Source organism: Alteromonas sp. B31-7, from assembly GCF_015767655.1.
In the GTDB taxonomy this organism is placed as follows: domain Bacteria; phylum Pseudomonadota; class Gammaproteobacteria; order Enterobacterales; family Alteromonadaceae; genus Alteromonas; species Alteromonas australica.
Map to the genome: position 1 here is coordinate 4,282,014 of NZ_CP065233.1, position 24,527 is coordinate 4,306,540.

The following is a 24,527-nucleotide window of genomic DNA, read 5'->3' on the forward strand; positions in this document are numbered from 1 at the left end:
AACCAATGTAGGGCAGCAAAGGTATGAATATCTCCATCATTCAGGGAATGATCGATGCTATTGATAAACCCGCAATTTTCATCAACCAAGACTATGTAATAGAAGCCGTTAACAAGCCCTATAGAGATACCTATCCTGTTACCATTAAGCTGGGCTTCAGTACCTGCTACCAAGTCTCTCACCGCAATAGCAAACCATGCGATCTGTGTGGTGAAAACTGCCCAATGGAGCAAGCCAAAGAAACAGGGAAAACCGCCAGCGTGGTGCATGTTCACGCCACCAATGAAGGGCAAAATTACTGCGATATTCGTATGAAGCCTATCATTGATGGCGAAGGAGAACTCCTTGGTTACCTAGAGATACTCGACAAACTAGCTTACGCCTCAAACACCTCATCCGAAGGAAAGATGGTAGGCGAATCTGATGCGTTTAAGGCTATGTTGAGCAAAATCAACCGTGCTGCCAACTCAAATATTTCTGTGCTTTTACACGGCGAAACCGGTACGGGAAAGGAACTCGTCTCTCACGCACTTCATAGCAGTAGTCATCGCGCTGAAAAACCCTTTGTCGTCATTGAATGTACAGGCCTAACTGATGCGCTATTCGAATCTGAGTTATTCGGTCATGAAAAAGGCGCCTTTACCGGCGCAGTAAATAAAAAGAAAGGGTTGATAGAAACGGTTGAGGGCGGCACGCTATTTCTCGATGAGGTAGGTGATATCCCTCTTGCTATGCAAGTTAAACTCTTACGCTTACTAGAAACGCAAACATATCGGCCAGTAGGAAGTATAGCCATTAAAAAAGCAAATTTTCGCTTAATTTGCGCCAGCCACAAAGATTTATTGGAGCTTGTTAATGCTGGAAAATTTCGCCACGACCTATATTATCGAATAGCTGGGCTCTCGATTCATTTACCTCCATTACGTGAACGCAATAATGATATTGTTTTGCTAGCAAAACATATATTAAATACATTAGGCAGCGATAAAACCTTGTCCCAACCTACTTTAGCTGCACTTAAGAAGTATACATTCCCCGGCAACATAAGGGAGCTTAGAAACATAGTTGAGCAAGCAATTCTAATGGCTGATGATAGAATCATTGAGCCTAGCGATTTACCTGAATATGTCTGCGCATCGACACAGCAAACGGCTCACTTATCACCACAGGGAGAAAAAGACATAATGACGCTAGCGGAAGTCGAAGCACATTATTTGAAAGATAAAGTCGATGTCTACACCGGCAATACTGAAGACTTAGCCGATGCGTTAGGAATAAGTGTGCGAACGTTGTACAGAAAATTACAAGCATTAAAAATAAACGCTCCTTAGTGCAAAAAATTTACTAGCAAACACCTAATCTCTAACGCTATTATACGATGCTCATATTTTTGATAGTTTTAAAGGCTCGTTATTAAAACGCTTATCACCTTTTCTGTGTGTATGGTTCTACTAATGCAAAATGCATTGGCGATCGGGCTGTCTGCCTATTCGATGAACAAAGCACATGAACAAGTGGACGGTGGCCTGAGCGATATTGAGCTTATATGTACCGGCAAAACTATGCGTTATGTGTCCGTTAGCGCCTCTGAATTGGCCGGTGAATTCGTTTTTGTCAGCCCTGAATTAGTTAAAACGCCCCCTCAAAACATCGACTGTACCAATGGTACGCTAGCCGATTTACCCAGTTATACTTCCGTGAAATACGATTTACAGGTGAGTGTTCTCTTTCAGCGCTTCTATGCGCTTACTGAGTCACTCGTTCAGCGCCCCTATACTGCCTACCCTTACGCGGCTCCTATTGGCAGAGCACCGCCCCTTTCATAACTGCCACCTAGTATTTCGAGCAAGGCAACTTGCCACCTAATACCACTATAAATGGAAACGTTATGAAAAAAACACTGACAGCCTTGGCGGTTATCGCCCAAGGTGTTACCCAATGCGCCTTGGCACAAGAATCACAAGGCGAAATAATTACGGTTATCGGAAGCCCGCTTACCCAAGTAGACGCTGAGCGTATCAACACTTCATCAAATACCGATGCCGACTTTGGCGATCAACTTGAGAAGTTAACAGGGGTGAGCATTACCCGTAATGGCCCTGTTACTGGCCTTGTTCAATATCGCGGCTTGTACGGCGATCGAGTGGGCATAACCATAGACGGCGTAGATATCGCAGGGGCTGGGCCAAACGCGATGGATTCACCTCTCTCTCACGTCCTTCCTGAACCCGGCCTTCAGGCGGTACTCTATCGCGGTATTGTGCCGGTAAGCGCTGGTGTACAAACCCTTGGCGGTAAGCTCGATATACGCGCCGATGACAGTGCCCTGTTTAATTTGGCAGATGGTTTGAAGGCTAATTTTAATGGCGCACTTTTCTCTCCTGGCACAGGACAGCAATATCAAGCTAATGGCGTATACCGTTTCGAAAGTGGTTTTTTAACTGGCGCGTTCACCCATCAACAACGGGATGAGCGGGAGGCCGCTGACGATATCGCGATTCCTAATAGCGCGTATTTACGTAACGGCGCAAAATTACGGGCTGGCTATGAGCAGGGCAATCACCAATTTACCGCGTCGTATCAAGCGCTAAATACAAATCAAAGTGGCACTCCGGCTTTAGCCATGGACATCAACTTTATTGACGCAGCTTGGTATCGCTTAGGCTATCGATACCAAGCTTCTGATAACAGGTACTTTGTCTTAAATGCATTTGGAAATAGTAACCAGCACGCTATGGATAACTTCAGACAACGTCCCGTGATGATGGACAGTATGGCAAGGCAAAATGACGCGGACGCCATTGCTCAGGGATTCAACACGTCTTATGTCACCCCTCTCTATAACGGGACGATTACTCTAGGTGCCAATGTTGCTCACAAACGCAATAATTCCACCATCAGCAACCCAAATGACGCCAGCTTTTACATCAATAATTTTGCCTCCACCGAGCAAGATACTTACAGCCTATTCTCTGAATGGGAAGGTGTAAGAAACACGGTGCAGTATCAATTTGGCGCCCGTTTTACACAGGTGAATGCAGATGCAAACGATGTGGGCTCAAATATGGAGATGATGAACGATGCGGTTGCGAGCCTCGCCATAAGCTTTAATGGTGCCGACCGAGATAAGCGTTTTACTATGTTAGATTTAGCGGCAACCCTTGAAACAGCCATTGGCGACAATGCTATGTTCTTTGCGGGGGTATCTCAAAAGAACCGGGCGCCCAATTACTATGAGTTATACACCTGGCTACCATTGGCATTAACCGGCGGTATGGCAGATGGGTTTAATTACATAGGCAATACGGCTTTAAAAGAAGAAACCGCACGCCAAATTGAATTCGGTACCACCTTTAGCGCAAAAAATTGGACGATTTCTCCGCGGCTCTTTTACCAAGATATAGAGAATTACATCACTGGAATGCCCAGCGAAAATGCGTCAGCTATCATGTTTTCTAATATGATGAGTGGTACCGTACCTTTTCAATGGGCCAATACCGACGCGGTAATGAAAGGCGTTGATATCACCCTTCACGGTGAACTTTTAGATAACCTCTCCTTAGACATGCTGGCAAGCCACACCCATGGCAATAGAGACGACATTGACGATGCGCTTTTTCGGATAGCCCCCGAACGCCTAGTGACCCGTTTACAATGGCAAACCACATTGCTCGCCTCCCCGCTCTCCCTTGAAGCCACGTCTGAAATGGTAGGCAGTCAATCCCATGTTTCCGCCTTGCAAAGCGAAACCGCTACCGCGGGCTATGGCCTTTTACACTTAAGCGCAAAATGGCAACTTACCCCCGTATTTGCCGTTTGCACACGGATTTCAAATGTAACCGATAAGTACTACGCGGCGCATACTGCCGGTATAAATAGAGTATCGGATGATGCCAATATTGCCACAGGAGAGAAACTACCAGGTGCAGGCAGAGAGTGGCAACTATCGCTTCAACTGGCGTTCTAACAACGTTTACGTTGGCATAGTCCCATTAAACGTTATGCTATGGGTCGACAACTTCTTGAATATAAGGCACTGCAGTGCCTTATATTCTAGTCGCTAAAAATGAATCGGTCGTGATAGGATTTACGTTATAAAACAATTTGCCTAACGACCTGCTTTATAAAGGATTAATCTTGCGCTCTTTCTTAACCATGGTAGTTCGCTCTCCCGTCATGCTCATGTGCGTATCCATTGTTCTGTGGATGCTATACCCCCCTCTTGTGAACTATTTAATTGATCGCTCAAGCACCTTATTTGTCGCTGGCATTTCTCATACGCTCGCTGCGATTGCAACCTTGGCGGTGGTCGTTTTTGTATTCATTGGTGATAAGAAAAATGGATTAGTGTCCCTTTTTATTAAGTACAAGCGCCGCGAATTACTTGTTCCTACACTCGGTTCGGGCGTACTCATCTGTGCTAACCACCTGCTACTTTATGCTGCGCTAGAGTCATCTCGAGAGTTTGATGTTATTGCCATTTTGATATTTGAAGCCTGGCCCATCTTATTCTTTTATATTGATAGTACTTTTAGAAAAGCTCAGCGTACTACCTCAGCTACAGACTATATCTTTTCTGGCGCGGCATTCGCTGGCTTCATTGTGTTGATGGCGCCTAACATCAGCCTCGCCGACTGGCTGCTACTTGAGAGCCCCATGCTCAACACCATTCTGCTTGCTGCTTTAGGTGGGTTAGCAATGTCCATAAACTGTTATATGCGTATGAAGTGTATGGACGCCTGGAGTCAGCTTTCTGAGCAATACGATTTGTCGCTAACACCCTTACGCCGTGCAATTCTTACTGAAGGTGGCGTGCGCTGTGTGGCAGCTCCACTAATTCTCACCACATTATTTTTGTTTGGTCATCTAGAAAATCAATTTACGCACATTGACTACCTCATTGTTGCCTTTGTCGGCATAGCAATCTTAGCTCTGGGCAGTTTACTTTACGATCTTTCTGTTTACTCTGCGCCTAACGCCTCAATCAGTGTGTTTTGGTATTTTATGCCCGTGGGCGCAGTGATTATCCTCGCGACCATGCAAGGGCGCATCCTTAATCAATACGAAGCTGTGGCTTCTGTGCTTATCGTCTCGGCAAACATTTTCTTAGGGTTAAAGTTTCCTTTGCGTTCGTCTCTTTTAATCTTATTTACCTCTGTTTGTTTAATCGGTATTTGGCTGATTTTTGCCCCCACTTTTCCTATTGACTCGTATTACGATTTACTCGCCGTCTCAACGGTTTTCTTTGTGTTGTTGGCCACGTTTGCATTGGAAAGAACCACCTCTTTAAATCGTGAGAGAGAGCGTTTGCTAGGGGAGTTCAACGAAGCGGTCATGCGTTTGCCCAAGCAACCGAATACTGACGAAATAATGAGAGAGAAATATCAACCGCTGATTTACAACTATGTGACGAAGCACCTCTTTACCTTTGTGCGTGCGTTTGGAAATCTCAGCGAAATGCGCCACGTTCAAAATGAAATTCAAGAAATAAAACATCAGTTACTTTCTCAGGCAGGCGAAAAAGGGCGACTTAGAGAACAGCTTTTAAGCACATTTAACGTGGGTGAGAAAATCATGACCATGGAGAGTGATAGGATCCCCCCTGAAGAATTTGTTATTTTGATTTTACTCGGTGCCACCAATGTCTTCTTCTCTTTGATTTTCAGGCCCGATAATTTTTCCGCAGCGCTATTCTCGCTGATAGTGGCAACCTCAGTGATTTTCCTCATTTTATTAATCAATGAGAGAGACAAATATACACAGGTTAGACATGACCATGCGTTAGTTTGTGGGGATATGCTTAGTTATGCGGCTACTTTTAACCAAAGCGCAAATTCTGAAAGTAACAGCACGGTGGCGGCGGTAAAACACACGTTGGAGACCAAATCCACGGGTGTAAACAATGCCGTGCGCAGCTACTGGGTTTTTGGCGTATTTACCTTTCTTTTCTTTGGTTTTGGCTATGCGCTTTTGTATGAAACACTCAATAAAATGCAGGCCGATGAATCATCACCCATCGTCTCTAGTCGAAACATGAATAACGCCCACGTTAACATTGCTCTTTTAGATTGGCCTGCGGCGCAAATTAAAGCGCACATACTCAGCGATATCATTAATACGCATACCGAAACGAAGGCCCATTTAGTTTCCGTTGCTCACAAGCGCGCATTTGAAGAAATAGGGAAAAAGAAAGGCGCTATTGATGTACACCCAGATATCTGGGTGGCTAACAATGCCCCGCTAATTAGAAAGTTTGTTCGCGCATTTAAATCAATGACATTAAGCCAAGCTTCGTCCTACGGTCAGCAAGGGCTCTGTTACACAAATTACCAAGACGCTACGCCGCTTTCTATTGCAGAATTAGCCTCTTCTGATACCGCAGCACAGTTTGATTTATCCAATGATAGTAAAGGTGACATCTGGGTAGGCGCAAAAGGATGGACCGCAGTCGATATTGAAAAACGTCGACTAAACGCTTATGGGCTATCAGCTTATTACGATTATCATGTATTTGATCAAGATTTATTGCATCAATTGCTTAAGCGCAATAATGAAAACCAACAACCAAGCCTGTTTTTCTGCTATTACCCAGATGCGCTGTTTAGTAATGCTAACGTTCAGTTTGTCGATGAAGCGCCCCATAACGAAGCGCACTGGCTATCCATCACAAGAAGCGCTGAAGATAATGATGACCTAATAGGTACCTCATGGCCTCGCACCGAAATAAAAATAGGTTATCGCGCTTCTCTTGCAGACTCTTTACCTTCCATCGCTAAGTTACTAGACCACTATTTAATAGCAAATGAGGAATTAGTGAGCATGCTACATGAAATCGAGGGCGGCGCTCACGTTGAAGACGTTTCACAGGAATGGGTGAATGAGCATAACCATGACATTATTGAGTGGCTAACTGGCTTTGCCATTGCATCTGACAATGACGATAAAGCCCCTTAACGTTTTACCGTTGACTTTTCACACACCACGTTGAATACTGTGAACATGAATTTATACCTGACGAAAACAATGCCCATTACACAACCGGTACTAAGCATTATTATTCTCGCTATTCTTAGGAATTGGCGGGTACGTTAGTGTGTAAATAAAACCTTCACTAAAACCCGCCGTTACGGCGGGTTTTTTATAGGCTCGCTGTTTCGGTACTAAAACGAGACGACAGCCATGAACAACGCGATAACCCATGTATTACACCATTTGCATAGCGCGGTGAATGCAGGTGATAAAGACGCCCTTTCAGCCTGTTATGGTCATAACGCAAAAGTGGTAGCTAGCCCCATAAATAGCACAACACAGCGCGATTGCATTTCAGCGCTCAACCAATTTCAGCAGAAATTTATGCCTGAGCATATTGTCACGACCGGAGACGAAATCGTGATTGAGGCCGGGGATGTGGCGCTAGTGATAGCGAAACTCTATCTCGTTCCAAAGCATACCCCCCATGCGCTTCCTTGCGAGGGTAAGCGTGCTGTGTATGTGATGCAGCGCCAAAGCGACGATAGCTGGAAATGTATCATCGATAATTTCTTCGGCACTGATTTGCTCGATTTCGCCTAAGGTGAAAGTCGTACATACCGCGCCCCTATACCGTCCCCCCAATGAGCAGGATCCCCTGCTCTTTTATTATTCGCTTGCAAGCAAAAATAATACGCCCAATGCCGCTGGGTATAACTTCATGTTAATGTCTTCCCAATGCAAATGTGATAATATAACAATTTCAACTTTAGATATGTTATACTGTAACAATTAAGCAAAGGGTAATTGTCATGAGTGTCAGTTTCTTGATTAGAACATTTACTTTAGGTGTGGCGGGCTTGGTCACGATAGCTGGCGCTATGCTTATGATTGGATCTGCCCAAGCCGCTGAGAATGAACACCGTCATGGTCAAGGAAGCCTGCAAATTTTGCAGGCTGAGAATCAATGGCAATTAACGCTTTCATTACCCCTCGATGACGCGTTTGGCTTTGAGCATGCCCCTGAAACAGATGAACAGAAATCACACATACTGCACTTCGTTGCTCAGGCGGAATCTTTCGATACATTTATAAAAGTGCAGGGAAATTGCTCACTTCAAGGTGCCACCGTAAATTTACCTTGGCCCTTTCATGCAGATGGCGAACCTCCTCGTCACAGCGAGAATGCGCACAATGAAAGGATGCATGAAGAAGTGCATGCGCATAAAAACGTAGAAACGGTTTATCAGATTGGCTGTGAAGAGGCGATTGAGTCAATAACAGTAAACGTACCCGCCATTTCACCCTCCTTGGTGTCTATTGACGCGCAATGGGCTACAGAAAAAGGGCAAGGCATGCAAATAATCACGCCGAATGACAATACGCTTTTTCTGCGCCGCTAAGATTAACAATAACTGATGTGGAGTGATAAATGAGAAACACGTTTACGGATTCATCAATGCCAAAATTTGCACCTAAATTACAAACACGCACGGATAAGCTAGCCATATTGTTATCGTCTATGTGTGTGTTGCATTGCCTACTTACCCCTATTTTGCTTATTGCCATTCCTTCTCTTGCAGGCGTTGCTCTGTTAAATGATGAAACCTTTCATCGTGTGATGTTATTTTTTGTGGTACCCAGCGGTGTTTTAGCCTTGGCTATTGGCTACTCTCATCATCAAAAAGGGGGGTTAGCAATATCGGGGATATTGGGTCTTGTGGTGCTCAGCAGACCTTTGTGGCTGGGTCATGAGTATTTGGGCGAAACAGGTGAAGTGGTTGTAAGTGTCATCGGGTCTGCAATTATTGTGGCGGTGCATACCGTAAACTACCGATTAGGCAAACGTAAGCCCGCTTTACCGCAATAATGCGGTAATTAATCTAAGCCCTCGAAATTTATACTTTCTTTTATCCTCTGGCAGCATAAACTGGTGGTTTCATTATAACCTGCTGGCATTATTGTTTGACACCAAGCCATCGCATTCAAAATTCTAAGGAAATTTATTTTGTTTTCATTCCCAACGGCTTTGCTTAGCAAACGCACACTTCCTCTAATCATCTGTTCGCTAACGTTGGGCGCCTGCGCTAGCACTACTGGCGCTATGCAAGCGGAAACTAATGCGGAATCTAATGCGGAAAATTACCCCCTGTCTACCGCCGTGGTATACCAAACCGAAAGCAAAGAATACCCGCTACTAAGCAGCTACGTTTATGCGCAAGCGACAAAAGCCCTGCCGACGTCTTTCCAGCCAAGCGATGTCATTGTTATGGATGTTGATGAAACGGTTCTCGACAATAGCCAATATCAAAGAGAGCGCGAACAGCAAGGCTTGGGCTATTCCTCAGAAAGTTGGAACGCTTGGATTGCCCGTAAAGAAGCCACAGCAGTACCTGGCGTAACCGCCTTTTTAAACGAGGTTGTCGCGCGAGGAGGTAAAGTGGCTCTAGTGACCAACCGCGACAAGTCTATGGATGATGCAACCTGGCAAAACTTATTAGCATTAGGCTTACCCTTAACTGCTGAAAATACCTGTGTGCTGGGCCGCACGGCACAAGATAAAGCGGCGATAGACGGTAACACTGTTATTAACGATAAAGACTTAAGACGCAGCCAACTTAAGCAAGGTACCGTCAACTGTTCTAATTCGACAACGGCAAGCAAGCCCACTTGGCAAGCCCAGCACAGGTTACTTATGCAAATTGGTGACAACATTGAAGATTTTGAAGGTGTGACGCAGGAGCATGCCAATGTAGATGCCTTATTGCCTAAGGTAGGTAAAAGCCTGTTCATCTTACCTAACCCTATGTATGGCTCTTGGTGATTTAACAGTAAGCAGGTGCTGATAATGTAGCACCTGCTATTGTTGGCCGAGTATTTGAAACCAGAGCATCTTTACTCCTCGTACAGCGCATAATTATCCAGTGACAATGAATAGGCCGATGTACCCATAGCATCTACTTTTTGTTCTATGGAAACGATACCTTCAAACCAGTAAGGATCGTAAAGATTTTCCAATGTAATGCCTTGCTCTGACTCGACATACAAAATTTGATTTGGCGGTGGCGGCGGCATGTGTAAGCAGGCACCGAAATAGGGCACAATAAAAAAGCGCGTTACTTCTTTATCTTCATTTTGGGCCAAAGGTACGATGAATCCGGGAATACGAATGGCTTTTCCGTCAAACCCTTGAATAACACGAGTGGATGACAGCGCGGCTTGGTATTGTTGCGCCTGTTCATCTTCTAACTGACGTTGCTGGAAGTTGTCGAGAGAATCTTGCGCCGAACCATCGGCGATGTCATCCAAAAATGCTGGCCTATTTAACAGTGCACTTAAGTCTTCGGCGGGCATTAATTCTGTCCAATCTATGTCTTCATAGCTTTGCGCATCTGCACTAACAGCGGGCGCACTTGACACTATCAATATACCGCTAGCAATAAATACATAAGCTGCCACTTTCATGGAGGCGATTACGCGCAAACATTTTGCGGTTGTTTTTCCAATTACGTACATATAAGGTTTTACTCAAATCCGTCAGTTAAGCGTTAGACGCGATAACATGCATTCGCCTTACCGCCACAGCATGTTATAACATAACATAAACTACAACGAGTCGTTGAGAAATTTTGACCGCTAAAATACCCCCTTCATCGCCAACGCAAGTCATCTGTGTTGAGCACTTAGAATACGCCTACAATAAGCAGGCGCCGTCTTTTGTTTTGCCCAAATGGCAATTAGAAAAAGGGCAGCGAATCTTTCTTCATGGCCCCTCTGGCGCGGGGAAAACAACCTTGCTTAATTTGTTAGCAGGAATTTTAGTCCCCCAGCAAGGCACCATTCATTTACTCGATAAGCCCTTTTCAACCTGTCGCGACAGCCAACGAGATAAACTTCGGGCCCAACACATAGGCGTTGTTTTTCAGCAGTTTAATTTAATTGCTCATTTGAGCGTTTTAGACAATATTAGGCTTGCCGCCTATTTCGCCAAGCAAGGTAAACAGGTAGATGAGCACGCCTTCGACTTACTGCATAAATTGCAGCTACCCGATAACATTGCCAGCCAATCTGCCAGCAGCTTAAGTATTGGCCAGCAACAGCGCGTTGCCATAGCACGCGCGTTAATTAACGCCCCTGAATTATTATTGGTGGACGAGCCAACCTCGGCACTCGATGCCAACGCGCGAGATGCCTTTATGTCGTTGTTATTGAATTTATGTGAGGCACATAACACTACCGTCATTTTTGTCAGCCACGACCCGCAATTAGCAAGCTACTTTTCTCAAAAGGTGGCGTTGCAAGATTTAGTGACGATAAAGGAGCCAAACCATGTTGTTTAGGTTTGCATTAAGTAGCTTAAAAAGTAGAAGAAAGTCGGTACTGCTTACCTTTTTGTCGCTGCTGATCAGTATTAGCGTACTACTTAGTGTTGAGCATATTCGCAGTCAAGCGGAACAAAGCTTTTCCCGCACAGTATCAGGCGTAGATTTAATTGTAGGCGCGCCAAGCGGGCAGTTGAATTTACTGCTATACAGTGTGTTCAGAATGGGAAGCCCTACCAACAGCATTTCGTATAGCAGTTATGACATGCTTCAAAATCACGCTCAAGTTGCGTGGGCCGTGCCCATTGCGCTAGGTGATGCCCATCGTGGCTACCGCGTTTTAGGGACAAGTCGCGACTATTTCACGCATTTTCATTATGGCAATAAACAGCCATTAGTGTTTTCATCGGGGGGCGCTTTTGCCCAGCCTTTAGAGGCGGTGATGGGTGCCGATGTAGCCAAAAAGCTAGGCTACCAAGTAGGTGACGATATTGTTATTTCTCATGGTGTCGGCGCGGTTAGCTTTAAAAATCATGACGATGCCCCCTTTACTATCACAGGCATTCTTGCGCCAACAGGGACACCTGTGGATAAAACAGTTCACGTAAGCTTGCAAGGTATTGAAGCTATGCATATGCCTGCTAAAGCATTGCGGCAATATTTAAGCGCCTCTAGCGAAACGCAACTAAACCCAAAGCCAAAACAGATAAGCGCGGTATTGGTGGGGCTTAACAATAAATTTGCCACCTTCACCTTGCAGCGACAACTTAATAACTACAAAGGCGACAGACTCATGGCCATATTGCCTGGGGTAGCATTAGCCCAGCTGTGGCAGATGATGGCAAGTGTAGAAAACATTCTTATGGCCATCAGTGGCTTGGTGATGCTCTCTTCATTATTTGGGTTATCCACCATGTTGTTAGCCTCTATGCAACAACGAGAGCAAGAAATAGCCGTACTTCGAATACTAGGGGCAAGCAGCTTAACATTGCTTATGCTGATTGTGGTGGAAGCCTTAATCATCACTCTCAGTGCTTGCTTGGCTTCCCTATTACTGACATTTGGCTTGTTTACTTTATTTAGTGACACACTTGCTAACCATTATGGGCTATTTATTTCAGCCAACGTGCTCTCCCCCACCAACGCTGTATTGCTAGCAGGTGTGGTAGTCGCCAGCTTACTGACGTCCCTCATTCCAGCTATAGATGCCTATCGAAATGGCCTTCATGCCCGGCTATAACCGGGCATGCAAGATTAGGCGAGTTCGCGTTCACTTTTAAGCCCCAACACCTTTTTAAAAAATAACGTGGCTGGGCAAAAACCGGTAAAACTTTGCTGAAATAAATTGGCACCAACAAACACCGTTAACCAAACAAAGTTTGGATGAACCCAATAAGTTAGCGCCACTGACAACAGCACCATAAAGCCAGCAAATGCCGTAAGCGCTTTTTCTTGAGACATACTATTTCCTCTTTAAGTTTACGCGTTAATAGAAATAACGTAACGCCATATAACCGTTACTGCCATTTTCAAATTGCCCCCAGAAGGTGTCATCTTCGCGGCCGCGAAAACCATTAATGCCGACGCGAAACTGCCAATTGTCTGTGGGCGTATAACGTAATTCGGCTTTCAGATAACCATCGTTATCTGTGGGTGAATAGAACAAAAAACCGTTAATCGTGAGGGTTTGACGCAACGCCAACCATGTAAGGCGTGCGGTCAACCAATGTCGCTCCTGAGCTTGTTCATGCTCTGGGTAATAAGCGACGTCCATCAACTGTGAGTAGTGCTGGGTAACTTCACTATACCATTGAGCTCCACCGTTAAGATTTGGTGCTAGCTCTTGGTTATAGCCAAGCAGAAAACGCTGTTGCGAATTAGGAATTCGAGGGTTGCGTCCACGGCTGTCGTCTACACTGTGATAATAAGCATACTCAGCATTGAATATGCCCTTATATAAGGGCATAACCACACTTGCTCCCACCACATTTAATCGGCTGTAAAGGAGCTCACCCTGCTCTGTCGTCGACAGCGGTTGCTTGTAGTAACCTCGGTATCCGTAAAGCGCCCACTGCGTGCTATTGAAGTTGCGATGTAACCTCACGGCTAATTCTGGCGAATTTGGCGTATGCTCTTTTGAAACGGAAAATGCGGGGGCGATATTTTGACCTGCTTGCGCACTAAAAAATGAGAAGACGTCACCGTTAATGGCAATATCCTGCTCAAACTCCGGCGTAACCACTACGTCAATATTCAATGCTGAAAAATACCCCGAAAGCTTAATAGAAGCACTCGGCGCTTTTAAATATTCGTCACTTCGACCAGCAAAAAAAGAGGGGTAGTCTTTGGGAAAAAGGTCATTTAAAAATACATAGTCTCCCGTGCCCCATGTCAGGACTTGTTGGCCGATTTTTACGTCGAAGGCATTACCCCATTCCCCTAACCCTGATAAATTACCCTGCCATGCTAATTCACGTACTTGTGCTTGCCATTTATCTTGTACGCCATCAAACCAAAGGTCACTTTTAAACGATAGCGCGGAGGTAGAAAGTAGATAATCTAGGTTAATGCGTGCTCTAACGTCACTTAAAGTTTGGCGTGTGGATACTGCGTCATCAGACTGCCATCGGTAACCTTGAGTCGCTTCTAGAAAGCCGGAAATAGTGAGCGCAGAGGAAGTGTCAGTTGCAACATCCCACTCATCGTCAAAAACCTCATCCCACTCACTACTGTCGCTAGATGTATTGGCTTCTTGCTGCACGGCTCGATTTTGCATGGCCGTTTCTGATGAAGACGTTTGCGCTTGCACCGCTAATGGCAGTAACCCCACTACCGCCATATACAATGGCATAAGCCCCAATGCCCAACATGATCTTTTCATCATGTTAACCTTAGTTTAAGTACGCGTGGGGAGGTGTACGTAAGCTTCGCTCACTAAAAATAGAATCAGGTAAACCTATATTGTAAGCGACTCCCCGAAACTCCATTAGGGTATAACCACCAGAAGTAAGGTCAGACACTTTGCTTCTTACTACTGTTGGCTTGCCTTCTATTGAGTCAATTTTTACCGCTTCCACTCTACGATAATTTTGCTCTCCCTTATAAAAGTTAATTAACGTGGGCAGGTAGGTTGCTTTGTCTATCTCTACAATATAGTGAGAAAATTCGACGCTGTCTGGGTTGATGGGAGTCGCCCTCAAAACGAAATGGGAGTCGGTTTCAGGAAGCAACGTGAAGTTATCCTCTTTCGTTGCTCTGCCCGACACATCTTCATAAAAAAAGTGAGAGCCAACAAAGGACGTTCGCTTATCACCAGCGGCAATACGTTTGACTAAATCAAGCGCGGGAAGATAAAGCCACCTATCGTCGTCTTCAGACAAGGCTGCATGCTTCTCCACACGAAACACCGTGCCTTTAACTTCGGTAGGACGTTGGAAAAAAACCAACATACGTTGATCGCCGGTTTCAACACCCGATTCATCAAGTACGTCTTTACGTAACAAGGTAAATTGGCGCATTTGTTTTCGGCCTTGGCTATCGACAATGATCATTCGCGCCATTGATCGGCCATCATCACCAGCATAGTAAGCCGCCTTTTCAGACATTGCGACAAGGCTTTTTACATCGGGGGCCGCGTCGGCTTTAGCCACACCAACCAATGTAACCGCCAATGCCAAAGACACACAAAGTAGTTTAATCATTTTCATCTTATTACTCCTTTGGGAACACCCAAGGTTTAAGTAAAAACATAGCAGCAGGCAAAACAAGCAAAGTGACTAGGGCAGAAATCGCCATGATGCTCGCGAGAAACACTCCCACAGTGATATAAGGCACAAGCGGCGCTAGTAGCAGGGGCGTAAAACCCAGAGCGATAACAAGGGCGTTACGGCTAATGGCGCTCGCGGGCTCGTCAAACATAGCGTTTAGCGTGAAATTCACATCACCAGTTTGTCGATAGATTTCACGGGCCCGAGCCAGGAAATGAATGGCGAAGTCTACAGACAACCCCAACGTAAGCGCCGACAGAACGGCGATTGGCATGTCATAATCTTTACCCACCAAACCAATAGCGCCGTATATAAACGTGATAGTGATGGTCAGTGGCAACATGGCGAGAATACCAAAAACGAAAGAACGGAATAGCAGCACCATCATCACAAATACAATCAAAAAAGCACTCAACAAACTATCGAGCATGCCTGCAACCATATTGTCTTGCCAGACTACATTCAGGTATGCCTTACCTGCCCACTGGTGGGTAAGGCCCTCTGGCAGTGGATTGTCCTCAAAGTAACCATTGACGGCGTTGATTACCTGCGTCATATCTTGGTTGTCACCACTGGTAAGCTGCAGCCAAATAAGTGTTTGCTGATAATCTGGGGTTACAAAATGCCATAAATCTTGCGGGCGATGAGACGATTGGTACTGCAGAATGTGCTGTGCTACCGCTTGCTGAGAATGCGGCAAGCGATAATCTAGTGGGTCGCCAGATAATAGCTCTCGGTTAACCACTTTTACGATATCAGCAAGTGACTGGCTTTTCCCTACCAGAGGGTGTTCAGTCAGAAACGCCTGCAATTGAGACACCACCGCCAAGTATTCAGGCTGCTGAAATACGTTGCCCTGGACCCTTGCGGCATCCACTTTTTCGGCTAAATCTTCAAGCACCGCTATGGCTGCATCGGAATACCCCTCAAACAAGGCGTCATCAATCGCCATAGCCAACACAGTCAACTTATTATCACTGTGGGCAACGGCCAGTTCAGACAACGCGCCTTTTGACCACGCCGCCAACTCATCAGGAAGAGGGGATTGATTGAGCAGGGCTTTTGCATCTATCGCATTTGCGCTATTTTTCAGCACAATATACGCATTGTACGTGCCCGCGAATTCCTTATTCAAGGCAGTATCAGCAACCCGTATTTCATGATCAGCCTTAAACCATCTCACGGGATTATCATTAATTTGTATCTGGGAAATGCCCCACACCGACACGCCACACACCAACGCAAACGCTACCAACAACACACCTTTGTAGCGTAAGGCGATAACCCGTAAAGCCTCTGTCATTTTTTGAAGTAATGTACGGTTTTGACTATGTGGCGTATGCATTGCTTGTTGCAATTTTGCCAGGGCTTTCGGCGACATACGGGATATATAAGCAGGAATAAAGGTTAGGGTAACAATAAACGCTAACAATATTCCCATACCAATATAGGCACCAAAAATCTGCACCGGGGGAATGGGTGTCAGCATTAATGAGAAAAAGCCTGCCGAGGAGGTTAGCGACGTAAATAACATTGGCTTATACAAATGCCCGACAACAGTTTGAATCACTGATGCTGCACTTTCACCCGGTTTATATCTATCAGAAAATTCAGACAAAATGTGAACGGCATCTACCACCGCAATCGGCATGAGGAAAATGGCGATCATGGAAGACATAATATGCACGGTAAACCCCATGCCAATTAAACTTCCCATGGTGATCATAACCGTTGCCATTGCCACGACCATAGGCGCCACAATCAATGGAATATTGCGGAAAAATACAAACAGCAATAGAAATATCATTAAGCCTGCGGCGGGGGCGGCAATACCCATTTGCACAAACATTTCTTTACCAAACTGATCTTCAGCTATAGGTAAACCTGTGATGTGCCAATCCCCGTTGACCGACTGAGTTTCGGGCAGCTTGGCAATAAACTGGCGTATTGCTTGGCCGATAGCGTAGCTTTGATTTTTGTCCACTATTGGCACATAAATCGCCGCCGCTTTTCCCGTTTCGGAAACCAGCGTGTTGTATAACATGGGCAAACGCTCTACAGCGTGTTTCACTTCAAGCGCTTGCACAGTGTCCTTTGGCGCAGTAGGCATAAGCCACGAAAAATTAAGGGCCCCATCGCTGCCTTGACGAATATTATCCACCGTAGACAGTGCCATCACGTCTTGCGTCACAACCCCGTCTAATTGAAGAATATATTCGGTTAACGCGTGAATGTTCTTTAGGAGTTCGGGGGAATAGATAACACCATTCTCTCTTCCGGCATTTTCTCGTCCTGCATTATCGTGGGACTGGGTAGCCACCACCCCCACAACAATAGCGTCGTACATCGAAAAGGTTTGCTTAACCTCGTTGTGTATTACACGTTGTGGATGTTCTTCAGGCAGCATATTTTCTGGGTCGGTGTCTATTTGAATCAGCCTGATTTGCCATGCCGCAATAAGCGTTAAGACAGCCAAAATACCGTATACCCACTTACCATGAGTCGAGCTTACTTTGATAAAAAAAGAGGCCATTAGCACCATCCCAAACAAATATTAGGAAATCATTATATAATAATCTTCTAATATTTCAACTCCACAGAGTTGCACTAATAAAATAGGGGCCATCTATGAATGGGTGAGTTGACCAAAGAAGGGGGCGTTTAATGCTTTATTTAAACACCAATGACTGTTAGCTTAAGGGCCACTAGGCGATAAAAATGAAACAAATTGCGCCGTGCTGACTAGCACATTAGTTATCAAGGAGAGATACGTGCCTGTTTGGGCTTATATATACTGCGTCTTCGTTATAGGCGGTACTTGCTATGCCATTTTCGACAAAGATAAGCTTCCTCGAGCCTATACCGTCGCCGGAGACATTCTAGACGGCTTGTGTTGTATCAATGTGTTTCTAATCGCCTTCAATCAAGTTGCCTTTGCGCACCCCAACATTGTCTCCACACTCTGTTTCATCTATACCTTAGCCTGGTCCTATCATGCCCACCGGCATTATTTTAGTTACCAAAAGTTTCGTGCTGACATTCATCATTCAGCGAAAGAGCTAGATAAGATAAGTGCGAAAAAGCATCGCGATGAAGGGCTAAACTTCACGCCTCAGTACCAATATGAACAAACAGAACGAGAAGCAAAAGCATGGTATAAGGGGGTTATTATCTTCTCAATACTCGCCTTACTGCCCTATGTATACGTTTATCTCATTTCCCTAAATTAAATTGGCGTATAGCCAAATCATGAGCCAAATTTATTATGCACACATTAGAACTCGCCCTCCTTTTTCTAATCGTTTTGTTTCCCATTGCTGACCTCTTTTTAGAGAAACACAAGTTCAATAGCAAAAGTGCGGAGTATGTGAAAAGTGCAGCCATGCTGTGGGCGGTAACAGGTTTTTTACTGTATTGTTTTTTCGAAGGAAGCTTAAGCGTGGCATCTCCTCAAGTACTTCCTACTGTAAGCTGGAAGGGATGGAGCGCAATTGCGCTATTTGTTGTTTTTATTGCCTACTTAGTGTTTGTCATCATCTCAATGAGAAAAAACCCCGATGTAAGGAAGCAGGTCTTAGACGCCTTTAATAAAGGGGGAGATTCACTCAATGACATTTTGCCTTCCTCATGGAAAGAATACATGCTTTTTACTGCCCTGGTGTCTGTGTCGGCGGGCCTATGCGAAGAGCTCATTTTCAGGTGGTATGTGTTTAACTTTATAGACGTTCACGCACATTGGGCGGTTGCATTAGTGGTCAGTAGCCTACTTTTCGGCATATGGCATTTGTATTTAGGCTGGCAGCATGTGATTAAATCAGCGGTGGTGGGCGCACTATTGTGTGGGCTCTATATATACACTGAAAGTATTCTCATTGTGATCGTTGCACACATTCTTATGGATATCTATTCGGGAACCGTCGCCATTTTCGCTCGCCAAAAACACACCTAAAAGGGATATTTCTGGCCAGGCATCGATGAATTTTTGTGCCTGTCTGTAAGAAGGTACAGACGGTGAGTAAATAATTCTCGCCTACACTGGCCTGAAATACCTCGATGTATTTTCACCTCAAAACTCACCATGGAAAATCATTTAAAAACATGAGGTTAAATAATTTTAACCTAAAAATAATTACTTGGCATGGTTAAAGCATATATTAGACTAACGGATAACAGTGAAGCGTTATCGTGAAGCTAGGATGGCTTTTGATTACAAGAGTAATCACAGGTAACGGGTTAGGCATTGAGATCGGCTGATAACATTGGATGTTATGGATTACGTCAGCCAAGGAAGCAGGGATGACTGGCTCATGGCAACCACTTTATTGTTAGTTAATCAGCTTTTGCGCGAACACCAATATGGATGTTCAAAAGGAAAGTTAGGAAAACATACTTGGCTAACATCGGATGTTAGAACGTACTCGCCAGGAAAGGCCAGTGCTTAGATGGAAAGGTTTTCGCAATGGTGATTAGCCGTTTTACCGCTAGATGAAGACAGGTTATTTCACGAGTGAGATAACAAATGTCTGCGAGGAAGCGTTGATGAATACGGTGATGGAGCCACTGTTTAGTCTGACTACCTGTATCACTAGCGTTGACATGATGTCCATGTGCAGCAAAGGACTGTGACCTATTTTGGTAGCGTTGAGTAGACCTATTGAGCTACTTAGCGAAACCAACCTGAGGACACACAAACTATCTTCGATACTTTGTGTGCGTTGTCACCCGACAACAAGCCTCTCCCCTCAAAGGCCCATCCCGGCCTTTACATACCTCTGATTTTGGCCCGCCTCTGGCGGGCATTTTTTTATATTCCAATATGTTACTATGCCTAGCATTATTAAGGTTCAGCCACTACGTCTTTTCTTTCATGACAGCCCAGACCTCTACAAGCGCCTCGCTTAATATTCTATTTTGCGCCCTACTGGCCACCGCGATAGGTCAAAGCGTTATGCTCACCACCTTACCCTCCCTCGGTAGGGAAGCGGGGTTAAGTGAATTTCATATTGCCACTATTATGTCTAGCTCTGCGCTTATTTTTGCCTTCGGTACAAGCTTTTGGAGCCGAGTTGCAAAAAAGCGAGGTTACAGACGCATACTGATGGTGGGCTTGGCAGGCTACAGCGCCGGTACCTTAGCGTTCGCAGGCATGTGGTCTTTGGGGTTTTCTGGTGTACTATCAGGGTCGGTTTTGTTTATAGCCTTATTGGTGAGCCGCAGCTTACAATCTACTATTATGTCTGCTTCGCCACCTTCTGCTGTGGGCTATGCCATTGCAATCAGTGCCAACGCAAAACGGGTAGGTGCTATTAGCCGCGTAACCTCAGCCAATAACGTAGGTCAATTGGTAGGGCCTGTTTTTGCGGGTGTGCTGGTATCTTTTAGCTTGGTATTCCCGCTTTATTGCGTGGTCATTTTCACCTTAATCGCACTGTTTTTAGTGTGGTGGAAGCTGCCGAATATTGACCATCCTAGCGTAACAACGGCCAACAAGGGTAATGCATCCGCTGCCGCTAAAACCAATAAAGGGATAACACTGGTATTAGTGCTTACTTGCGCCAGCTTATTTTGTGCTATGGCGATGATGCAACAGACCCTTGGGTTCTTTTTTATCGATCACTATCACCTTACCCCAGTGCAATCCGCGCAGCAGGTAGGCATTGCTATGATGTTAAGTGCCTCCACCGCCTTAGCGATTCAACTCCTTATCGTGCAAAAACACCGAATATCCGCCGATGGAATGATACCGCTCGCCCTTCTATGTTTGACCCTTGCCTATTTTGTTATGTATGTTCATCAGCATATGGTGTTACTTTACGCAGCCATGCTCTTGATGGGTGCTGGCATGGGACTAGGCTATCCGTCTCTTGCAGCGGCGGCCACCCAATACTGCAAACCGGGTAATCAAGCCCAAGTGACAGGATATATTACGGCGACACCCGCTATGGGTTACATTATGGGCCCGCCCGTCGCGGCCATGCTTTACCAAAAAAACATTCACTACCCCTTCTTAGCGGCCAGTCTACTGCTCGCTGGCTTTTTAATACTGGTCAGTTACTTTTTGCTAAGAAACAAATAATCCATAGATTAACGTACAGAAATTCAAACACTTATTGCCAAATAAGAACACTCATTCGAAAAAAACTAAATTATTTTCGCTATTGTTGAACTTTCTTATTTAAACACCGTCTTACATTACATATAAGGTCATTTATGTGTGTGGCTTTGTAGTGTGTAAATGTGTTTTCCAAGTTATGTTGTAGTTTTTTTAAGGGGCTTATTTAGCCCCTTTTTTTATTTTCTAAAAAGCAGAATTGTTTCGCGACTTTAATCCTAAACTTACAAATGGAAATGAGAACCATTATCAATATAAAATAATCTCCTGTCATCAAGAGGAGTCAAGTATGTCTAAACCTATCCCCCGTCAAGCCACTGTCATTAAATCTGAGCGTCTTACACCCAGCATTCAGCGCATTGTATTGGGTGGCCAAGCATTGCAAACTTTCCCTGCAACAAAAGCGGGCGCCTATGTAAAACTTCTTTTTGATACTCAGGGTAACCCTGTCACTGCTATTCAACAAGATTCCCCAATGGCCATGCGAACCTACACAGTTCGACATTTTGACAACGAGAAAGCGCGCATCACTCTAGACTTCGTTTTACACAGCGAATCTGGAGTAACCGGCCCCGCTTCGGCATGGGCAATGAACGCAAAAGAAGGTGACAGTATTATGCTAGCCGGGCCTGGCAGCAGTAAAGGTCTCGCTGAACGATATGACTGGGTTTTATTCGCCGGGGATCTCACTGCATTGCCGAGTATTACCAATCATTTAGCCGCGCTGCCTGAACACGTCACGGGTACCGCCGTTATTGCCATCCGCCACCCTGATGACAAAATGGCTTTAGACAAACCTAAAGGGGTTAATATTATTTGGATTGACGAGAACCACACGTCACTACATGAAAGTTTACAAAAGGTGCAATGGCAAGCGGGACTCCCTGCGGCCTGGGTAGCCTGTGAATTTTCTGATATGCGCGCTATCAGAGGGTGGTTAACGAAAGAGAAGCAACTACCTCATGAACAAGTGTACATCAGCAGCTATTGGAAAAAGGGCCGCAGCGAAGATCAACATAAAATCGAAAAGCGCCAAGACAGTGAAGCGTTTGCTGCTTTAGCGTAATAATTGGGGTTGCGAGCTAGGTTTCTGTTATGTAGGCCTTTCAAACCCCTGTAAATAATGCGCATCAAATGGTTCACCCACCTGATAAAATTCAACTTTTACCGCCTTATTTCAATAAGATACATACTGGAACAGCCATTGCAGGTTTAAGGATAACTGGCAATGTGTGTCAGCAATACTGGAAAAGGAGCCAAGTTATGAATAACGATCGTATTGAAGGCAATTGGAAAGAAATGAAAGGCAAAATCCAACAGAAATGGGGGAAGTTAACCGATGATGATATGGATGTAATCGACGGCCGCCGTGAAGAGCTAGTGGGTAAAATTCAACAAGCCTACGGCAAAAGCCGTGATGAGGCCGAAAAAGAAGTCGACGGATACCTCAATTAATCCGTAAAATCTTCCCCAGAAGCCCCTTTGCAGGGGCTTTTTTAGTGCGCACTTCTTCAATTTTCATCACCGGCTTGTGTGAGTTTCTCTAAAAAATATGAGAACAACTCAGAGTTGGAGCGCAGGTTCATTTTTGCATACAATTTCGCGCGGTGAACACGTTCAGTGCCAGGAGATATGCATAAAATATCCGCCGCAGATTGTGATGAATGCCCCATGATCACCAGCTTGGCAATTTGCTGTTCTCGTTTTGTCAGCAGTTCTGGTTCGAAATTATCCAGCAAGGCATTCACTCTATCTAGCACCAACGACGATAAGGGCTGCGCTTGCTGTGTATGCTTAAGCTGGCTCATTTCCATATGCTTGTTGAATAGTCCAATAATGGTATCGCTAACCGCATTAACTTCTTCAATATCCGCCTCTTGAAATACCGGGTTTGGCGCATAGCGTCCCATACTCATTTGCACGTAACCTAACTCGCCACAATCCACAAACAAATAAAGTAAATCTTCAATACGGCTTGGGCGATAGTAGGTTTCGTACATTTGAGAATCTTTAAAGCCTTCAGGCATTAACGTATGCCAAGGGTAAATGCCGCTTTCTGCATGCTGCATGTATGCTTGATAGGCTGGGCTTGCCACATACGCGCCATGGAGAAAACGGGCATGAAAGATTGTCTGTTCTGAGGGGGTTAAATCTGCATACAGCAATTCTGGTACGTGGTCTTTTCTATAGTGGATGGCGGAAGCACTATCAAACTCAATAAAGTGTTGAAAGTAAGCAAGCAAACAGTGGCAAAATTCAGGCTCGCCAATGGCATTTACAATGTCGACAAATTTGTTGGTGTCGTTGTTTTTCATTAAGGTAAGCCCAGATTTACATGTCATTTTTGTGGCTCAATAGCCATTTTCGAAACTGGCGAATAGCGTAGTCTTCTTGGCGCTCCTCGTCATACAAAATGTAAAACTTTTGCTGTGGCGTAAAGCTTTGTTCGCAGGCCTCCAGAAGGTCGCCTTTTAATATATCTTCTTTTACTAAGTATTCGGGCAAAATAGAGACACCAATGTTATTTTTAACCGCTTGCAGTAGATAGATAAAATAGTCGAAGTGCTGCCCGCCTATCATAGAAATTTCTTTTTCAGTCATGCCAGCCTCAAGAAACCATTGTTCGGTGGTGGAGATGGCACTGCTTTGGTGGATGAAATCGAAATTAGCCACATCCCGCATGGTTTTGGCGGGTTTACGCCCACGCAAATATCTGGGTGTACACACCGCAAGGTAGGTTTCGGGCCTCAGTGGCTCCGCAAAGTAGTGAGGCCAGCCGCCATCTCCCCATAAAATGGCAAAATCACAACGACGCGTATTCCGTGTAACCGACTCAAAGTCTGTGCCTAAATCAATTTCAATATCAGGGTAATTGATATAAAACTCGTTCAATTTTGGCATTAGCCAGGCAATGGCAAAGGTAGGCTCTGTGACAACTTTGAGTTTTACTGCTTTTTTATATTCCGTGTTTGAAGATATTTTCTGCGTTATTGCATTCAGGCTAGTCAAAATTTTATGCACTTCCTCTGCGTATTGCTCGCCTACTGGTGTAAGAATCAGCTGATTGTCTTGCCGGTAAAACAGTTTTCGGCCAATCATGTTTTCGAGGTTTTTCACCTGGCGGCTGACGGCACTTTGCGTAAGGTGTAATGCCTCTCCCGCATAGGTCATGTTCAAATGATGGGCAACGGCGTCAAAACACTGCAATGAAATAATGCTGGGCAGTTTGCCTCTCATCACCTTTCCTTATTTATAAAGTAAAAATAAAACAACAATTTAGCGCCCTATCAAGCCTGAATTTACGGGGCGACCTCGTCATGATTTGGCTTATGCCAGAGTGTCGCACAAGCTATTACA

22 protein-coding genes are annotated in these 24,527 nt (G+C 45.0%); 15 read left to right on the forward strand and 7 right to left on the reverse strand.

Annotated elements, in window-relative coordinates; translation table 11 throughout:
• Positions 1 to 23 precede the first annotated feature (23 nt).
• From IUA53_RS18745 to IUA53_RS18780, 8 genes are all read left to right on the forward strand, one after another.
• A complete protein-coding gene (locus IUA53_RS18745; protein ID WP_231401196.1) occupies positions 24 to 1,331 on the forward strand; it encodes a sigma-54 interaction domain-containing protein in 1,308 nt (435 codons plus the stop codon).
• Between the two features lie 123 nt (positions 1,332 to 1,454).
• Complete coding sequence (locus IUA53_RS18750; RefSeq protein ID WP_231401197.1) at positions 1,455 to 1,826, forward strand: hypothetical protein; 372 nt, start codon at positions 1,455 to 1,457, stop codon at positions 1,824 to 1,826.
• 62 nt (positions 1,827 to 1,888) lie between these two features.
• On the forward strand, positions 1,889 to 3,967 hold the full coding sequence (locus tag IUA53_RS18755) for a TonB-dependent receptor plug domain-containing protein (protein ID WP_196897566.1): 2,079 nt from the start codon (positions 1,889 to 1,891) through the stop codon (positions 3,965 to 3,967).
• 170 nt (positions 3,968 to 4,137) lie between these two features.
• Positions 4,138 to 6,954: a glycine betaine ABC transporter substrate-binding protein gene (locus IUA53_RS18760; protein WP_196897567.1), complete on the forward strand. Its 2,817-nt coding sequence runs from the start codon at positions 4,138 to 4,140 to the stop codon at positions 6,952 to 6,954.
• Positions 6,955 to 7,179: 225 nt separating this feature from the next.
• Positions 7,180 to 7,572, forward strand: coding sequence for a YybH family protein (locus IUA53_RS18765; RefSeq protein WP_044058387.1), 393 nt, complete (start codon positions 7,180 to 7,182; stop codon positions 7,570 to 7,572).
• Positions 7,573 to 7,781: 209 nt separating this feature from the next.
• A complete protein-coding gene (locus IUA53_RS18770; protein ID WP_196897568.1) occupies positions 7,782 to 8,372 on the forward strand; it encodes a ZrgA family zinc uptake protein in 591 nt (196 codons plus the stop codon).
• A gap of 29 nt (positions 8,373 to 8,401) precedes the next feature.
• A complete protein-coding gene (locus IUA53_RS18775; protein ID WP_231401198.1) occupies positions 8,402 to 8,839 on the forward strand; it encodes a MerC domain-containing protein in 438 nt (145 codons plus the stop codon).
• A gap of 138 nt (positions 8,840 to 8,977) precedes the next feature.
• Complete coding sequence (locus IUA53_RS18780) at positions 8,978 to 9,793, forward strand: 5'-nucleotidase, lipoprotein e(P4) family (protein WP_231401199.1); 816 nt, start codon at positions 8,978 to 8,980, stop codon at positions 9,791 to 9,793.
• 71 nt (positions 9,794 to 9,864) lie between these two features.
• On the opposite strand, the gene IUA53_RS18785 is transcribed toward IUA53_RS18780, so the two are convergent.
• Positions 9,865 to 10,434 (reverse strand): DUF3299 domain-containing protein, encoded by a 570-nt coding sequence (locus tag IUA53_RS18785; protein WP_196897569.1) that lies wholly within the window; start codon positions 10,432 to 10,434, stop codon positions 9,865 to 9,867.
• A 164-nt stretch (positions 10,435 to 10,598) separates the two neighbouring features.
• Between IUA53_RS18785 and IUA53_RS18790 the strand changes: the two genes are divergently transcribed.
• Positions 10,599 to 11,309 carry an ABC transporter ATP-binding protein gene (locus IUA53_RS18790; RefSeq protein WP_231401200.1) on the forward strand — a complete coding sequence of 237 codons (711 nt, stop codon included), beginning with the start codon at positions 10,599 to 10,601 and terminating at the stop codon, positions 11,307 to 11,309.
• The gene (locus tag IUA53_RS18795) at positions 11,299 to 12,531 is read left to right on the forward strand and encodes an ABC transporter permease (protein WP_196897570.1); all 1,233 of its coding nucleotides are present in this window, start codon (positions 11,299 to 11,301) and stop codon (positions 12,529 to 12,531) included. The genes IUA53_RS18790 and IUA53_RS18795 overlap by 11 nt, the downstream gene beginning before the upstream one ends.
• 14 nt (positions 12,532 to 12,545) lie before the next feature.
• On the opposite strand, the gene IUA53_RS18800 is transcribed toward IUA53_RS18795, so the two are convergent.
• Genes IUA53_RS18800 through IUA53_RS18815 form a run of 4 tightly spaced genes read right to left on the reverse strand, consistent with a single transcriptional unit; the run spans position 12,546 to position 17,591 of the window.
• Complete coding sequence (locus IUA53_RS18800; RefSeq protein ID WP_044058391.1) at positions 12,546 to 12,752, reverse strand: YgaP family membrane protein; 207 nt, start codon at positions 12,750 to 12,752, stop codon at positions 12,546 to 12,548.
• Between the two features lie 25 nt (positions 12,753 to 12,777).
• Entirely contained in the window at positions 12,778 to 14,175 is a 1,398-nt protein-coding gene (locus tag IUA53_RS18805) for a hypothetical protein (RefSeq protein ID WP_196897571.1), read from the reverse strand.
• Positions 14,176 to 14,182: 7 nt separating this feature from the next.
• Complete coding sequence (locus tag IUA53_RS18810) at positions 14,183 to 14,992, reverse strand: outer membrane lipoprotein-sorting protein (protein ID WP_196899616.1); 810 nt, start codon at positions 14,990 to 14,992, stop codon at positions 14,183 to 14,185.
• Positions 14,993 to 15,002: 10 nt separating this feature from the next.
• A complete protein-coding gene (locus IUA53_RS18815) occupies positions 15,003 to 17,591 on the reverse strand; it encodes an efflux RND transporter permease subunit (protein ID WP_231401201.1) in 2,589 nt (862 codons plus the stop codon).
• 238 nt (positions 17,592 to 17,829) lie between these two features.
• Here IUA53_RS18815 and IUA53_RS18820 point away from each other — a divergent pair, with 238 nt between their 5' ends.
• From IUA53_RS18820 to IUA53_RS18840, 5 genes are all read left to right on the forward strand, one after another.
• Complete coding sequence (locus tag IUA53_RS18820) at positions 17,830 to 18,288, forward strand: hypothetical protein (protein WP_196897573.1); 459 nt, start codon at positions 17,830 to 17,832, stop codon at positions 18,286 to 18,288.
• A 35-nt stretch (positions 18,289 to 18,323) separates the two neighbouring features.
• Positions 18,324 to 19,007: a CPBP family intramembrane glutamic endopeptidase gene (locus IUA53_RS18825; RefSeq protein WP_196897574.1), complete on the forward strand. Its 684-nt coding sequence runs from the start codon at positions 18,324 to 18,326 to the stop codon at positions 19,005 to 19,007.
• Between the two features lie 918 nt (positions 19,008 to 19,925).
• Positions 19,926 to 21,134: an MFS transporter gene (locus IUA53_RS18830; RefSeq protein ID WP_196897575.1), complete on the forward strand. Its 1,209-nt coding sequence runs from the start codon at positions 19,926 to 19,928 to the stop codon at positions 21,132 to 21,134.
• 325 nt (positions 21,135 to 21,459) lie between these two features.
• A complete protein-coding gene (locus IUA53_RS18835) occupies positions 21,460 to 22,236 on the forward strand; it encodes a siderophore-interacting protein (RefSeq protein ID WP_196897576.1) in 777 nt (258 codons plus the stop codon).
• A gap of 197 nt (positions 22,237 to 22,433) precedes the next feature.
• Positions 22,434 to 22,625: a CsbD family protein gene (locus IUA53_RS18840; RefSeq protein ID WP_044058395.1), complete on the forward strand. Its 192-nt coding sequence runs from the start codon at positions 22,434 to 22,436 to the stop codon at positions 22,623 to 22,625.
• A gap of 56 nt (positions 22,626 to 22,681) precedes the next feature.
• Here the strand turns inward: IUA53_RS18840 and IUA53_RS18845 are convergent, their stop codons facing one another.
• Together IUA53_RS18845 and IUA53_RS18850 are read right to left on the reverse strand one after the other, a co-directional pair.
• On the reverse strand, positions 22,682 to 23,512 hold the full coding sequence (locus tag IUA53_RS18845) for a response regulator transcription factor (RefSeq protein WP_196897577.1): 831 nt from the start codon (positions 23,510 to 23,512) through the stop codon (positions 22,682 to 22,684).
• The gene (locus IUA53_RS18850) at positions 23,502 to 24,407 is read right to left on the reverse strand and encodes a LysR substrate-binding domain-containing protein (protein WP_052364469.1); all 906 of its coding nucleotides are present in this window, start codon (positions 24,405 to 24,407) and stop codon (positions 23,502 to 23,504) included. The genes IUA53_RS18845 and IUA53_RS18850 overlap by 11 nt, the downstream gene beginning before the upstream one ends.
• Positions 24,408 to 24,527: the final 120 nt, after the last annotated feature.

What these genes read in the sequence shown, in the direction of transcription:
- IUA53_RS18775 (WP_231401198.1), top strand. Translation starts at nt 8,402, where the DNA reads ATGAGAAACACGTTTACGGATTCATCAATGCCAAAATTTGCACCTAAA.
- IUA53_RS18845 (WP_196897577.1), bottom strand. Translation starts at nt 23,512, where the DNA reads ATGACATGTAAATCTGGGCTTACCTTAATGAAAAACAACGACACCAAC.
- IUA53_RS18825 (WP_196897574.1), top strand. Translation starts at nt 18,324, where the DNA reads ATGCACACATTAGAACTCGCCCTCCTTTTTCTAATCGTTTTGTTTCCC.
- IUA53_RS18805 (WP_196897571.1), bottom strand. Translation starts at nt 14,175, where the DNA reads ATGATGAAAAGATCATGTTGGGCATTGGGGCTTATGCCATTGTATATG.
- IUA53_RS18785 (WP_196897569.1), bottom strand. Translation starts at nt 10,434, where the DNA reads ATGAAAGTGGCAGCTTATGTATTTATTGCTAGCGGTATATTGATAGTG.
- IUA53_RS18810 (WP_196899616.1), bottom strand. Translation starts at nt 14,992, where the DNA reads ATGATTAAACTACTTTGTGTGTCTTTGGCATTGGCGGTTACATTGGTT.
- IUA53_RS18745 (WP_231401196.1), top strand. Translation starts at nt 24, where the DNA reads ATGAATATCTCCATCATTCAGGGAATGATCGATGCTATTGATAAACCC.
- IUA53_RS18770 (WP_196897568.1), top strand. Translation starts at nt 7,782, where the DNA reads ATGAGTGTCAGTTTCTTGATTAGAACATTTACTTTAGGTGTGGCGGGC.
- IUA53_RS18830 (WP_196897575.1), top strand. Translation starts at nt 19,926, where the DNA reads ATGACAGCCCAGACCTCTACAAGCGCCTCGCTTAATATTCTATTTTGC.
- IUA53_RS18800 (WP_044058391.1), bottom strand. Translation starts at nt 12,752, where the DNA reads ATGTCTCAAGAAAAAGCGCTTACGGCATTTGCTGGCTTTATGGTGCTG.
- IUA53_RS18755 (WP_196897566.1), top strand. Translation starts at nt 1,889, where the DNA reads ATGAAAAAAACACTGACAGCCTTGGCGGTTATCGCCCAAGGTGTTACC.
- IUA53_RS18815 (WP_231401201.1), bottom strand. Translation starts at nt 17,591, where the DNA reads ATGGCCTCTTTTTTTATCAAAGTAAGCTCGACTCATGGTAAGTGGGTA.
- IUA53_RS18750 (WP_231401197.1), top strand. Translation starts at nt 1,455, where the DNA reads ATGCAAAATGCATTGGCGATCGGGCTGTCTGCCTATTCGATGAACAAA.
- IUA53_RS18795 (WP_196897570.1), top strand. Translation starts at nt 11,299, where the DNA reads ATGTTGTTTAGGTTTGCATTAAGTAGCTTAAAAAGTAGAAGAAAGTCG.
- IUA53_RS18850 (WP_052364469.1), bottom strand. Translation starts at nt 24,407, where the DNA reads ATGAGAGGCAAACTGCCCAGCATTATTTCATTGCAGTGTTTTGACGCC.
- IUA53_RS18835 (WP_196897576.1), top strand. Translation starts at nt 21,460, where the DNA reads ATGTCTAAACCTATCCCCCGTCAAGCCACTGTCATTAAATCTGAGCGT.
- IUA53_RS18765 (WP_044058387.1), top strand. Translation starts at nt 7,180, where the DNA reads ATGAACAACGCGATAACCCATGTATTACACCATTTGCATAGCGCGGTG.
- IUA53_RS18840 (WP_044058395.1), top strand. Translation starts at nt 22,434, where the DNA reads ATGAATAACGATCGTATTGAAGGCAATTGGAAAGAAATGAAAGGCAAA.